We start from the raw sequence: 12,199 nt of genomic DNA, 5'->3' as shown, positions 1-12,199 counted from the left end.
CTTAAGAAACCTTCAATTTTATTCAAAGGTGATTCCAATTATGTCCATATTAGATCTCCTGTAGAAAGCTTTTTAACAATTAAACCTCTTCTTCCCTTATTTATAATTTTTAAATTAAATTTCCCTCTATAGTATAATAAAGATGTTTCGTTTTCTAATGGGGTATGTCGTAAAATCAAAAGGGATTTTATCTCTTTTACCTTCTTTTCAGAGTAAATTTCACCACTAGGAAATTCTATTATTCCTAATGTAATCTTTAATTCGCTCTCATCGAAAGGCCACTCCTTGTTAAGTTCCCTTATCTTTTGTATAAAGCTTCTTTTGGTTTGTCCTATATATAGCAATGTTACACTCTTAGCACATACTCTAGAGATTGCAAATATCCCCTTCTTAGAAGCTTTTTCCCTATTATAAAAATCATTTATACTATACATTCCATACCATTTAATATGTACTGTTTCTATGAATCTCACCTCATTTTTAGACAATATTATAATTTCTGAATGTTCAAATTATAATGGGCGCATAGTCCTGATTACTTGAATTATAAATTGTGCTTTTCAATAATACATTTTATTATTACTAATTTCAATAATACAAAAAAAAATACAATATTATAGTTTAATTACAAAACTTTATAAAAAAACAAAGTCATGTCGTACCAAATATTATATTTTTTCAATATCAGACTACCATGAACAAAAGTTAGAGAGTTATGGAATAAAATATAATTTGTATGTACATTTCTTTCAAAAGAAGTTTTGTAGTTTGCAACTGAATTAAAAAAACATAGATTTTTATGACTCTTTCGGAGATATACCAAAGTGGGATCTTTTATATGCACGTTACTATTACCGAACTAAATTTCGGTATAGTATTTTTTTGCAGCTCCTTGATTTTTCAACAAATACGTATAAAAAATCAATAGTAGGAAAATAAACTGCTGGCTAAAAGTTTACTTTCGATAAAATAAAAAAGAATCTGCAAATCTGCAGATCCTCCTGATAATGATTATATAAGTATAGTATCATCCATTTATTTGACTATTATTCGGAAAGTATAAAACTGTTCACTAGATAGCAGAGTATTTTTACATTTTAGGGGGGATTTTGTTGAATTAGCTTGATAGCGATTGGTGGTACCCCTTATAGGATAATAGAAGTTTGCATTTTCAATTTTTTCACACTCTATTAACAAGGCAGTTATAGCATCCTGGTTTAGCGTTAAGAATGTGAATATATTCTACTTCTTTATTATCAAAAATTTCATCTATATTTTCTCTTAAATTGACACCTTCTGTAACCCTTGCTTCTACAATCATTGAGTCAGCATTGTAGCCGCGTACAGATAGATACCTATGATGTAACATATGCGGAATTTCATTTACATCTAGCTTAGCAGTAGTTGCTCCCTTTCGTATAAATATAGGACCACTTGCTTTATAAGGCGAATTAACACTATGATATTGGTAATTCAGTAAAATTACCTCTTCTCCTACCTCTGCATCCTTCAAACTTATCCTGCAAGGATATCCAGGATTTTTATTTGCTATTATTTTGACTGCCCCGATACTTTTTAATACTTCTTCGTTCATTAGAAATAGGTTATTAAACTCCTTCTCTTGTAACGCAACGATTTGAAAGTTATTTCTCATATTCTATCCCTCCTTAATTAGTTGTTATAAAGCATTTCACTAATGATGCTACCACTAAAGTTCATAAAACTTGTTCAATAATCCTGCCCGTTTGTTGAGGATTGAATTAAAAAGCTTACAATTCTATAACAGAGAAAAAATGGCTTATTATTGTTCAATACAAAGTTGCTTACTTTTAATCAATCAGTAATGATTTATCAAAAAATACGATGAGTACAAAGCACTCTTGTTAATTCATGTTATCTTTTGTTAAAGAACGTGAATTCAGTCAAGTTCTTGGTTTACGGTATTTCCACTATGGAAAGCACGGAATTGACTCGGTGAAAATCCTGTATTTCTTTTAAATGCATTATAAAAGCTAGATACACTTTGATAGCCTGTTTGATAACCAATCTCTGTACTATTAAAGACCGTTGTCAAGAGAAGTTCCTTTGCTTTCTTAACTCTGATCCTTTCTAAATATATTCGAGGAGTATACCCTGTTCTTTCTTTGAAAATCCGATTTAAATGAAAACGACTAACTCCTACCCTTGATGCAATTTCATTTAAAGACATGTTTTGAACATAATTATTTTTTATCAATCGCATAGTATCTTCCAAAACGCATTCGAACGGGTCGTATATTTTTATATTTAGATCTGATCGGCATCTTTTGCATGGGCGATAGCCTGCCCTTTGAGCTTCGTGCGCATTTGAAAAAAAGGATACATTTTCATAATTAGGAACCTTAGACTTGCAAGAAGGCCGGCAGAAAATTCCAGTTGTCTTGACTGCGTAAAAGAATATCCCGTCATACGCTGAATCACATGATACTGTTGCTTTCCACATGGTATCTCTGGAAAGGTTATTTTGATCCTTCATTAGAATTTAACCCTCCCTTGTAGGCGAAAATCTTATTACTCAAAATCATATAAATCGCATATATAGCCACGACAATTAACGGAACAAATATATACAATTGAAAAAATGGAATCACCAGCAAACATAAAATGAAAGAGATTAACGATGCCCACCATGCCCGTGTGTTCTTCCTAAATAATTTAACGCCTGCTGCCATTGAAAGAACATAAACTAGAATCCCAAGAGAAGTCGGTATAAACAAAATATCATCAAACGTTAGTGACAAAGCTTTTGTCACTAACACACCTGCTACCGAAAAACAGATAACAAACAATACCATCTGTCTTGGAATTTGAGTAGTTGCATGCAGCCTTGAGAAAAATTTTGGGAAAGCACCATCTCTGCTTAATGAATATCCTAATTGCGTTAGGCTGGCTACAAAAGCATTCGCTGTCCCTGTACAAATAATTAAAGCTAAAACAGCTGTAACGACTTTGGCACCTCCGCCTACTGTATCTCCCATTATAACACCAATAGGAGACAGGTTGCTTTCTTGACTGCCATACGTGGCCGTTCCAATAGTGACAAGGCTTAGCGCTAAAAATAATAATCCAATGACAACTGCACTAATAACTGCTCCTTTGACAATATCTTTTTCTGGCCTTTTAAAGTGCTCAGCCAGATTACAAATCGCCTCCCAACCGAAAAATGACCAAAAGATAACCGTTATAGCGTTCCCGACAGAAAACCATCCATTTGGAACAAAGGGAGTAAAATTTCCCCATTGTATTCTTGGAAACGCCACAAATACAGCTGACGCTAAAAGAATCAGTAATAAGGAACTTAAAATCAATGCAACTTTACCACTAACATTTACGCCGTAATAATTGGAAACACCTGCAATTACCAAAATAAAGACGGCAATTAAAATTGTTTCAAAATGCGAAAATCCAAATGCCTGACTGACGTAAAAAGCACCAGTTAAAGATACAATCGTTTGACCAACTGCTGCTGTTACAAAGTAAAACCACCCAACGATATTGCCAAGATGATATCCAAAAGAATTTCTAACAAAGGTTGCTGCTCCACCGGAATCAGGATATATCCGTGCCAAACTAGCAAAGGAATAAGCAAGCGGAAAACTAATTATAATAACGATAAACCAGGATACAATAGATGCAGGGCCCGCTATTGAGGCCGTTACCCCCGATAAAAAAAGGACACCTGATCCTAGAATAGCTGAAATATATAACGCAATTCCTTGAAATAATCCAATGGCTTTATTGTTCATGATCTCCCCCCTTTATAGAATTTAGTGTACTAGTAAAAGGGGGGGGAATTCTTCTTGTTTTTTGCGGTTTAATTCGTTTAATAAAACAATCAAAAGTATTTTTATTATATTTCTTCTTCAACAATCTGGCCCGATTGTTGAAGAAAGTAGCCTGTTCCAATAAAGAACTTTATTGTTCAGTAAACAACTTGTCATGAAACCATAAAACGAACCGAAATTTTTCTTATGAGTAGAAAATTCGGCTCGCTTTATGTTGGAATTTGCTTAGCGTATATTTTCGTTAAAATGTGGGCGGGATCCCATGCCCATCAACTTAAAATTTTAAGGTATCCCCAAAACGAAAAAATGAGCTTTTTTATTACAAATTAGCACAAAATCTTGTTCTGGGGGTAGTTGTATTTTCTTAGCTTGATAGCGATGTGGCGGTACCCCTCAATGAACAAAAAAATTAACATAGTAAAATAGTATTCTGATGGGAGTCCAATATATTATTAAAATTAGATGGTTCAAGTCGAAGGAAGGCACTTTAGGGGGGCTTTTCTTTATTTTCAAAAGGACCTACTCCATTCATTCTTAAAAACATAAAGTAAAGTGAACCCGTTAAAATACATGAATGAACCTTAGTTTTAATCCCCTTACCTAAAGGAGGAACTATTATGGACTATGGTGGTAGTTGCGGAGAAGGCTGTGGTTTTGCTGGAGGATTTGCTTTGCTTGTTGTACTCTTTATACTATTAATCATTATCGGATGCAGTTGCTTCTGCTAAAAAACTATTAGAAAGGACACTCTTATATGGGTGTCTTTTCTTTATGAAAAATATCTAACTATCAACCTTTTCCTTATGACTTCTAACATCAACAAAGGGTGATACAAACTATTACATATGTTTGTACCACCCTTTATTGATGCGGTTAAACTTCACAAGTGTTGAAGTTTTAGACTTCTCCCTTAGTGTACCCATATTATTAGAACATCCTGTAATCTGTAGACAAAATGTAGCTAATAAAAACAATATTAATAATTTCTTCAATAAATCCTCCTACATGCATAAAACACCATATGTTACAAAACAAACATAGCATCAACTCTTTATAAAAACAATATAATCCTCGTTCCTTAAGCTATCTCTTAACATAAGAGTACCGCTACATATTCATCAAGCTAAGATTTTAAAATATCCTCTACTTAAGGAATTTGTAAGTATCAAGTAAGAAAAACGAGAGCTTTGCTTCGTATAATCAAAATATAAAGTGAAGGAAAAAAGATTATTTTTGGGATTAATATACATGTGACAAGAGAAGAAATTGACGTTTTTTTAGAATAATAATATTAGTATGTCCAAGTTTTTGAGATTACTTGCAAGTATTTTAAAGTTTTTGTACCAGAATTCTAATTACCATACTTGTTTTTTGCCATCACATATTGGAGGTTAAAACATGAATGCAAAAAAGAAAATACAAAGATCAGTACTTACCTTTATCCTACTCTTTTCTTTAGGCATTTCATCTTTCTCGCTTACAACAACTATTCACGCAGATACAAGCGAGGAACAATCTGCTGAAAAGAAACTAGTCTCTTTAACGGAGCGTACATCATTATTTTTTGAATATCTCCAGAAAGGTAAGTATGCAGAGGCAATACAGTTGACGTCTGCTGCTTTTCAATCCAAATTTACAGCAACCACATTACAAAACTGGTGGACACAAAGTGGTTGGAGCGGGATAAAAAGCATGGGAATCCCCGTGATAAAAGAACGAAACTTGGTCCATCAGACGGTGGAAATTCCAGCAGATACCGAAGGAACTACCATACCGCTACTCCTTAAATTCACACCTGGCGGGAAAGTAGATGAAATTGGAGAAAGGCCACCCGAGGAATCTTATACTATCCCGCATCCTAGCTATGATCAACCTGACTCCTATCAAGAACGTGAAATCGTCATTGGAAATTCCACCTATCCGTTACCAGCGACATTAACAGTTCCGAAACATAAGCGTGGTGAAAAACTGCCCGTAGTTGTTCTTGTTCATGGTGCTGGCATCCATGATCGCGATAGCACATATATGGGAACAAAAATCTTACGAGACATTGCGGTGGGCCTTTCATCCAACGGAATTGCAGTGTTGCGCTATGAAAAACGCACCTTAGAACATGCATTAAAGATGAGTACAGAACCTGTTACGTTAGACCGTGATACTACAGATGATGCTATATTTGCAGCAAAATCAGCAGCGCAGCAGGAAGGCATTGATCCAAATAATATTTTCATTCTTGGACATAGTCTAGGAGCTGGCACAATGCCACGTATACTGAGCAAAGCGCCTTCCACACTTGTCCGAGGAAGCATCTTACTCGCACCACCTGCACGCCCTTTGACTGACATTGCTATTGATCATTCTCAATACCTTGGGGCGTCAAAGGAAGAAATCGACGAACTAAAAAGGCAGGTCGCTTTTATTCAGGATCCTACTTTCAATCCTGACCATCCTCCAGCTGACTACAATTTTGGGTCACCTCATTTTATGTATGATGTTTCTAGGTGGCGTCCAGTTGAAGAGGCAAAATCACGAAAAGAGCCTTTACTCATTCTGCAAGGAGCACGTGATTATCAAGTAACAGTAAAAGATGAATATACAAAATGGCAGAAAGGACTTTCAAACCGCGGGAATGTTCAGTTCAAAAAATATCCGAAATTGAATCATTTCTTCACGGAGGGTGACGGAGAATTAAGCCTCCCTAGTGAATATGAAATCCCTGCTAACGTTCCCGAATACGTCATCCAGGACATTATTACATGGGTTAACGAGACAAAAAAATAAGCACACATCAAAAGCCTTCATGCAATCATTATTGCGTGAAGGCTTTTTGAAACTAGTGATTCAGAGATAGCTATTATTTTATATAATATTTGCCCCAAAACGAAAAATTAGAGTCTTTTATAGCAATGAAGTTCATTTTAAGAGCAACCTGTTCTGTGAGCTTAACGGTGATGGGCGGTACCCCTAGAATAAAGAAACATGAGTAGTTAAAGAGACTACTCTTGTTTCTTTTCCTTCTCTTCTTTTTCGATTTCAGATACAGATTTTGCAGGTTTTTTTATCATTTCATCTAATTCTCCAGAACGCGTAAATTTATTTTCAAAGTTTTTAGTTGTACTTATACTAGCTATAAAATCTAATTCTTTATTATTGTTTATATAACCTTTTAATTTAGGGACTCCCATAGGACTTACACCCTTTTCTATAAACGTAATCGATTTTACATCTTCAATATTATAATAAATATACTTTTCTACTCGTGCCTCTTGTACTTTCCAAAATTGTTCTTCTTTTTCTTTTTGTTTTAAGTATTCCATAGTAAAATACCCTCCTGCTATGAGTATCACAGCAGATATAACCAAAATCATTGCTTTCTTCATTGGAAATCTCCTTATAAAAAGCCTACCAATGTATTCTTCTTAAAATGGGATAGAGAAGACAAGAATAGTACAAAGACTACTCTTGTTTCTTTTCCTTCTCTTCTTTTTCAATTTCAGATACCGACTTATCAGGTTTTTTTATAAGTTTATCTAATTCCCCAGAACATCCAAAATCATCTTCAAAATTTTCCGTAGTACCTATACCAGTATCAAACCATAATGCCTTATCACCATTTATATAACCTCTTATATGAGGAACGCCCATTGGACTTACCTTATGTTCTCTAAATGTAATCGATTTTACATCTTTAATATTATAGTGAATATACTTTTCTACTCGTTCTTTTTGCTCGTTCCAAAACTTCTCTTCAATTTCTTTTTGTTTTAAATATTCCATAGTAAAATATCCTCCTGCTATGAGCACCACAGCAGATACAACCAAAATCATTACTTTCTTCATTGAAAATCTCCTTATAAAAAACTTACCAATGCATTCTTCTTAAAAATGGGATACAGAAAATAAGAGTAGTGCAAAGACTACTCTTGTTTCTTTTCCTTCTCTTCTTTTTCAATTTCAGATACTGATTTTTCAGGTTTTTTTACAAGTTCCCCTAATTTTCCAGAACGTGAAAGTTTATCTTCAAAATTCTTCGTAGTACTAATACTAGCTGAGAAATTCAATTCTTTATCATTATTTATATATCCATCCACAGAAGGAACTCCCATCGGATTTACTTCATGTTTTGTGAAGGTAATCGATTGCACATCTTTAATATTATAACGAATGTATTTCTCAATTCTTGTCTCTTGTTGTTTCCAAAACAGTCCCTCTTGTTCTTTTTTTTGTAAGTATTCCATTCCTAAATAACCTCCTGTTATAATGAAAATTATGGATATTATAATAATTATTGCTTTTTTCATTCCTATTCCCCTTATCATTAAATATATTTAAAATATACCACGAAGTGAGTTAAGGCAGATGAATGAATTGAAAAAGAATACCATTGCGACAGATGAAGATTATTTTGAGCTTTCAAGTATGGTTTATAAAAAAGATTATTTGGAAGAAGGGAAAGAGATAAAAGGAATTGACGGTAAATTATGGAAGGTAATAGACACCTTCGATGCAGATCACACAAAGGTGAAAAATGGATTACAAGCAATCGCTGTAGTACCCGCAGATAAGTATAAATCTGGTAAAAAACAGTATGACGATGTAATCATTGCATACCGCGGTACTGAATTTGGTAGATTCGATGGAGATAAAACCACAGATATAGTTCAAATTACACTTGGACAGAAAAAGAACCTTGGTGTAGCAGGTGAAAAGGTACCGACATCATTTGATAGTGCAGTAGAATTTGCAGAAAAAATTAAGAAAAAATATAACCCTACATCTATTCACACTACCGGACATAGTAAAGGTGCTGCAGAAGCCCAATATGTAGCAGCAGAAATGAATTGTTATGCAACAACATATGCTGCACCAAATATTTATAGATTACTAAGTGATAAAGCAAAAAAACGAGTAGATGAAGGCGTAATGGAAAATAAAGTAGTAGATTATACTCATAGAAAAGATGCTGTAGGAAATTTTGATCAATTTGGAGCACCTATGATTGGTAAACAATTTACAACAAAAAGTAATGGAACAGATAGTATTCTCGCGGCTGTATTTATGGGACAACATCCAATGTCAACATTTCTAGAAATGTTCCACAATAATGGTAGTGTTCGACTAGAATTAGAACCAGATGATATCATTCGTCATGCAAAAGAGATACAAAAAATAAGCGATATATTATCTGATATTATTAGAAATATAGAAACATTCCAACAACAAGAAGAAGAGGAAGTTGCGAAATTAAAGAGTCAATTGAAGCATGAGACAGGCCCTGGAGGAAAATATCATCTGTTAGAAGAACATGAAGTAGATGAAGCAATTAGAGAGGTTGCGAAAATATCCCAAAACGGAAAAGACTATTTTCATGATATACAACTAGCAGAAGAACTAATTCATCTTTTACGGAAAAAACAAAAAGAATTGATTCATTTTGGAGATGATATTGCTTATGCAGCTAATTCATTACGAGATAAAGATAATCAATTAGGAACAAATTTTGAAGGACTGGCGGCGAGATAATATGATGGATTTTATAGGGGAAATTCAAAAAATAGAGAAAGAAATAGAGAAAGCTACAGTTGGTGCAGTTGGAACTATTATAGATGAGTTGCAAGCTGTTAAAAAGCAATTAGAAAAAGAACTGCAACAATCACTTTTAAAAACTGATGTAGCATTCAAAACAAATAGCATAGTAGCAAGCCAAAAACATGCCATTCAAAAAAACAAAGAAGCATTTCATGATGTATGCAAAAGTTTATCTGAACAAGGAATTGAATTAAACAAAAGTTTTGAAAGCAAAACAGGTAGTGCAATAAAAGAAACATTACATAAACATCTCAATCAAATTCGAAATGAAATGATTTCTAAACAATATGATTTAATTAATAGTTGTGGAAAAAAATAAAAAATTTCTATTATTATTTTAATCTATATGTATTAGAAAAAGTCCCCTTATGTAGGACTTTTTCTAATACACGAATAGATGCTATATTATCAAGCATTGCTCCTGCTTCCATTCTATGTAGCTTTAATTCCCTAAAAGCAAAATATACAACAAGTTGAAGAGCCTCTGTTGTATAGCCCTTTGCATTATGCTCCTTATCTAAAGTAAATCCTGTATAACAGCTTTGGAGGTCTCCCCTAACAATTTGAGTTAATGAAATGTCTCCGATCAGTTTATCATTTTCTCTTAAAATGATTCCAAAAGGATTACTTGCCCTTCAGCTTTCTTTTTTCATACTTGTTCAAGACGTATTTTTTGATGTTATTTTGTATAAAAAACTTTTGGGAGCAACCTGTTCGAAAAATTGATAAAGAATAAGAGATTGAAGGATGAAAACAGAAGACTACAAGGAAAACTGTATGAACAAATATAATGAAACAAGGCTCTTACTTTGTAGTGGTATCCACGAAGTAAAAGCCTTGTTTTTTCTACTCATTTTTTATATCAGTCTTGATTTTCCAATGGAAAGGCACAGAAAATCTACTACAGAAGTTGTGATACCTCTAGGATTAACAAATTCTTTAAATTTCTGTGTACTACGTACAAGCCCTCTACTTTTGGCATGTGCCTCTAATTCAGCTCGAACTTGTATTGTATCCGGAGCCATTCTTTCTAAAGCATGTTCAGAATATTTACGAACATTGATTTCAAGTTTTTAAAACTCATTTATTGTAACTGTAAAATGTGGCTTGAATTTTACTTCGATTGTTTTGTTTTCTACGCCACCTTGGACATATAATGAGTCATTACGGGTATAGATTCGTTTCGCCGAATGCATCTTGGTTTCAAAGATGCATTTATTTTTATAATACAAATTTAATTCAACAGTTTCCTCGTAATAACACATAATCATTACTAATTCAAAACCTAATTTATCTATTTTATTATACCTATATGCACCTGCACCTGGAATAAAATAATCTTCTGGTTCACTCTCGAATATTTCTAATAATTCATATTCATCATATTGTATATTCAATTTAACAACTCCTTACGTGAATGGGCTCAATCCACTTTATTTATAATATTCACGATTTATTAGGTACAACGGAAACAACATCGCCATTATCATTCAATACGACTCTAACATCTTTCCCATCGTATTGCCATAGACCAGGTTTATTTCCAGGTTTTTTAGTAGCATACTTAATTGTTTCTTCTACTACACTTGGTGGTACACCAAAATCTTTAAGGCGGGTTGTTAACCCATCCATATTACCAACATTTTTAACAACATTAGACGTATCTATTTTGTAGCCTGAAATCTTATTAGCAGCATCTAAACCAGACATAATGTCTGTATGTATTGTTGGAAATGCTTGTTGAGCTTCTGCAACATGCTTTGAAACACTATTAATTAGTCCATCAGCCATTACGGCTTGTTTATGAAGTGATGCCCCAGCCTTCTGTACAGAATCACCAAATTTAAGGAAACTTTGATTTACAACACGCAAATCAGAAGCCATTTGTTTATATTCAGGTAATCTGCTTTTAAACCCTTCATGCATAGCTGTAACTTGCTGGCCGTACCCCTCTTCAGGTGAAGCGCCTTAGATCATCTTTCCCTTATTTTCAAAAGGACCTGCTCAATTAATTCTTAAAAACATAAGGTAAAGTGAACCCATTAAAATCCATGGAATGAACCCTAGTTTTACCCTCTAATCTAAAGGAGGCACTATTGTTATGGGATATGGTGGTAGTTGCGGCGAAGGCTGCGGTTTCGCTGGAGGATTCGCTTTATTAGTTGTATTGTTTATTTTATTAATCATTATCGGATGCAGTTGTTTCTGCTAAAAACTATTGGAAAAGGCACCCTTATATGGGCGCCTTTTTGTATATTAAAAACCTCCCTATTTCCGTAGGCAGGCTAAATGTGATTTTGCACAATTGAGTTATAGCAAAATCATTTATATTGAAAGTAATGAAAATTAACTTAGTAATCCTAATACCTTAATAATCTCAATTGTTTTATTATCTTTTATTTTGAAATAAAGCCTTTTCCCTATACGTTCACTAATTACAATATTTCCAAAGGCTAATTTACGCAAATGTTGTACAATCAAATCCTCTGTAATTCTTGTTTGCTTACTTAAATCAGAAACTGACAACGATCCATATGTAATCAATTTACAAACAATTGATAAGCGAGTAGAATTCCCTAATAACCCTAAAACTTTTATACTTTCGGTATAGAAACTAAAATCCATATGAAAAGCATGTAACAGATTTTCCAACCTCCTAAAATAAGATGAATATCAACCAAAATATCTTAACATAAAAATAGTAAAAAACACCCTAAAATATACCAAATATTCATTAAGAAAAATGATACTTGAATGGGAGTCCAATACATATTATTAAAATTAAT

The 12,199-nt window shown here is 33.5% G+C and carries 17 protein-coding genes and 1 pseudogene; 6 read left to right on the top strand and 12 right to left on the bottom strand.

Annotation, left to right across the window (positions count from 1 at the left end):
* Nucleotides 1-38: 38 nt before the first annotated feature.
* The 4 genes from NST86_RS05120 to NST86_RS05105 all read right to left on the bottom strand — a co-directional run bounded on the left by NST86_RS05120 (nt 39) and on the right by NST86_RS05105 (nt 3,785).
* A complete protein-coding gene (locus NST86_RS05120) occupies nt 39-473 on the bottom strand; it encodes a sodium:proton symporter (protein ID WP_227593495.1) in 435 nt (144 codons plus the stop codon).
* Between the two features lie 707 nt (nt 474-1,180).
* Entirely contained in the window at nt 1,181-1,654 is a 474-nt protein-coding gene (locus NST86_RS05115) for a DUF1203 domain-containing protein (RefSeq protein ID WP_001245414.1), read from the bottom strand.
* 264 nt (nt 1,655-1,918) lie between these two features.
* Entirely contained in the window at nt 1,919-2,515 is a 597-nt protein-coding gene (locus NST86_RS05110) for a bifunctional transcriptional activator/DNA repair enzyme AdaA (protein ID WP_000654819.1), read from the bottom strand.
* Entirely contained in the window at nt 2,499-3,785 is a 1,287-nt protein-coding gene (locus NST86_RS05105; protein ID WP_001060118.1) for an APC family permease, read from the bottom strand. The genes NST86_RS05110 and NST86_RS05105 overlap by 17 nt, the downstream gene beginning before the upstream one ends.
* A 656-nt stretch (nt 3,786-4,441) precedes the next feature.
* Between NST86_RS05105 and NST86_RS05100 the strand changes: the two genes are divergently transcribed.
* A complete protein-coding gene (locus NST86_RS05100; RefSeq protein WP_000384438.1) occupies nt 4,442-4,552 on the top strand; it encodes a YjcZ family sporulation protein in 111 nt (36 codons plus the stop codon).
* 111 nt (nt 4,553-4,663) lie between these two features.
* On the opposite strand, the gene NST86_RS05095 is transcribed toward NST86_RS05100, so the two are convergent.
* A complete protein-coding gene (locus tag NST86_RS05095; protein ID WP_000734751.1) occupies nt 4,664-4,816 on the bottom strand; it encodes a hypothetical protein in 153 nt (50 codons plus the stop codon).
* Between the two features lie 406 nt (nt 4,817-5,222).
* Between NST86_RS05095 and NST86_RS05090 the strand changes: the two genes are divergently transcribed.
* Nucleotides 5,223-6,605, top strand: a complete 1,383-nt coding sequence (locus tag NST86_RS05090) for an alpha/beta hydrolase family protein (RefSeq protein WP_000992192.1) — start codon at nt 5,223-5,225, stop codon at nt 6,603-6,605.
* A gap of 215 nt (nt 6,606-6,820) precedes the next feature.
* On the opposite strand, the gene NST86_RS05085 is transcribed toward NST86_RS05090, so the two are convergent.
* The 3 genes from NST86_RS05085 to NST86_RS05075 all read right to left on the bottom strand — a co-directional run bounded on the left by NST86_RS05085 (nt 6,821) and on the right by NST86_RS05075 (nt 8,125).
* Nucleotides 6,821-7,204 (bottom strand): DUF1433 domain-containing protein, encoded by a 384-nt coding sequence (locus NST86_RS05085; protein WP_000710033.1) that lies wholly within the window; start codon nt 7,202-7,204, stop codon nt 6,821-6,823.
* A gap of 76 nt (nt 7,205-7,280) precedes the next feature.
* Nucleotides 7,281-7,664, bottom strand: a complete 384-nt coding sequence (locus NST86_RS05080; protein WP_000757432.1) for a DUF1433 domain-containing protein — start codon at nt 7,662-7,664, stop codon at nt 7,281-7,283.
* Between the two features lie 77 nt (nt 7,665-7,741).
* Nucleotides 7,742-8,125, bottom strand: a complete 384-nt coding sequence (locus tag NST86_RS05075) for a DUF1433 domain-containing protein (protein WP_000709122.1) — start codon at nt 8,123-8,125, stop codon at nt 7,742-7,744.
* Between the two features lie 58 nt (nt 8,126-8,183).
* Between NST86_RS05075 and NST86_RS05070 the strand changes: the two genes are divergently transcribed.
* Together NST86_RS05070 and NST86_RS05065 are read left to right on the top strand one after the other, a co-directional pair.
* Nucleotides 8,184-9,347 (top strand): hypothetical protein, encoded by a 1,164-nt coding sequence (locus NST86_RS05070; RefSeq protein ID WP_109139986.1) that lies wholly within the window; start codon nt 8,184-8,186, stop codon nt 9,345-9,347.
* A 1-nt stretch (nt 9,348) separates the two neighbouring features.
* Entirely contained in the window at nt 9,349-9,732 is a 384-nt protein-coding gene (locus NST86_RS05065) for a hypothetical protein (protein WP_044796009.1), read from the top strand.
* 13 nt (nt 9,733-9,745) lie between these two features.
* Here NST86_RS05065 and NST86_RS05060 read toward each other — a convergent pair.
* Nucleotides 9,746-10,122: pseudogene (locus tag NST86_RS05060) on the bottom strand (GNAT family N-acetyltransferase); the annotation flags it as partial.
* Between the two features lie 38 nt (nt 10,123-10,160).
* On the opposite strand from NST86_RS05060, the gene NST86_RS05055 reads away from it, so the two are divergent.
* Nucleotides 10,161-10,490 carry a hypothetical protein gene (locus tag NST86_RS05055; protein ID WP_000845490.1) on the top strand — a complete coding sequence of 110 codons (330 nt, stop codon included), beginning with the start codon at nt 10,161-10,163 and terminating at the stop codon, nt 10,488-10,490.
* Here the strand turns inward: NST86_RS05055 and NST86_RS05050 are convergent.
* Nucleotides 10,487-10,810, bottom strand: coding sequence for a hypothetical protein (locus NST86_RS05050; protein WP_001025896.1), 324 nt, complete (start codon nt 10,808-10,810; stop codon nt 10,487-10,489). The genes NST86_RS05055 and NST86_RS05050 overlap by 4 nt on opposite strands.
* Nucleotides 10,811-10,859: 49 nt before the next feature.
* Nucleotides 10,860-11,339 (bottom strand): hypothetical protein, encoded by a 480-nt coding sequence (locus tag NST86_RS05045; protein ID WP_227593394.1) that lies wholly within the window; start codon nt 11,337-11,339, stop codon nt 10,860-10,862.
* A 175-nt stretch (nt 11,340-11,514) separates the two neighbouring features.
* Between NST86_RS05045 and NST86_RS05040 the strand changes: the two genes are divergently transcribed.
* A complete protein-coding gene (locus NST86_RS05040; protein WP_000540371.1) occupies nt 11,515-11,625 on the top strand; it encodes a YjcZ family sporulation protein in 111 nt (36 codons plus the stop codon).
* 134 nt (nt 11,626-11,759) lie between these two features.
* On the opposite strand, the gene NST86_RS05035 is transcribed toward NST86_RS05040, so the two are convergent.
* Nucleotides 11,760-12,038 (bottom strand): ArsR/SmtB family transcription factor, encoded by a 279-nt coding sequence (locus NST86_RS05035; RefSeq protein ID WP_000347623.1) that lies wholly within the window; start codon nt 12,036-12,038, stop codon nt 11,760-11,762.
* Nucleotides 12,039-12,199 lie beyond the last annotated feature (161 nt).

Origin of the sequence: Bacillus sp. FSL L8-0199 (assembly GCF_038005705.1) — a bacterium.
Classification (GTDB): Bacteria; Bacillota; Bacilli; order Bacillales; family Bacillaceae_G; genus Bacillus_A; species Bacillus_A cereus.
Note: the sequence above shows the minus strand (reverse complement) of the source record. Positions and strands in the feature narration are given on the sequence as shown.

Bases quoted from the DNA above. Each gene is read 5' to 3' on its own strand.
- NST86_RS05065 (WP_044796009.1), top strand. From the start codon at position 9,349: ATGATGGATTTTATAGGGGAAATTCAAAAAATAGAGAAAGAAATAGAG.
- NST86_RS05075 (WP_000709122.1), bottom strand. From the start codon at position 8,125: ATGAAAAAAGCAATAATTATTATAATATCCATAATTTTCATTATAACA.
- NST86_RS05115 (WP_001245414.1), bottom strand. From the start codon at position 1,654: ATGAGAAATAACTTTCAAATCGTTGCGTTACAAGAGAAGGAGTTTAAT.
- NST86_RS05085 (WP_000710033.1), bottom strand. From the start codon at position 7,204: ATGAAGAAAGCAATGATTTTGGTTATATCTGCTGTGATACTCATAGCA.
- NST86_RS05040 (WP_000540371.1), top strand. From the start codon at position 11,515: ATGGGATATGGTGGTAGTTGCGGCGAAGGCTGCGGTTTCGCTGGAGGA.
- NST86_RS05045 (WP_227593394.1), bottom strand. From the start codon at position 11,339: ATGCATGAAGGGTTTAAAAGCAGATTACCTGAATATAAACAAATGGCT.
- NST86_RS05105 (WP_001060118.1), bottom strand. From the start codon at position 3,785: ATGAACAATAAAGCCATTGGATTATTTCAAGGAATTGCGTTATATATT.
- NST86_RS05070 (WP_109139986.1), top strand. From the start codon at position 8,184: ATGAATGAATTGAAAAAGAATACCATTGCGACAGATGAAGATTATTTT.
- NST86_RS05110 (WP_000654819.1), bottom strand. From the start codon at position 2,515: ATGAAGGATCAAAATAACCTTTCCAGAGATACCATGTGGAAAGCAACA.
- NST86_RS05100 (WP_000384438.1), top strand. From the start codon at position 4,442: ATGGACTATGGTGGTAGTTGCGGAGAAGGCTGTGGTTTTGCTGGAGGA.
- NST86_RS05090 (WP_000992192.1), top strand. From the start codon at position 5,223: ATGAATGCAAAAAAGAAAATACAAAGATCAGTACTTACCTTTATCCTA.
- NST86_RS05055 (WP_000845490.1), top strand. From the start codon at position 10,161: ATGAAAACAGAAGACTACAAGGAAAACTGTATGAACAAATATAATGAA.
- NST86_RS05035 (WP_000347623.1), bottom strand. From the start codon at position 12,038: ATGGATTTTAGTTTCTATACCGAAAGTATAAAAGTTTTAGGGTTATTA.
- NST86_RS05080 (WP_000757432.1), bottom strand. From the start codon at position 7,664: ATGAAGAAAGTAATGATTTTGGTTGTATCTGCTGTGGTGCTCATAGCA.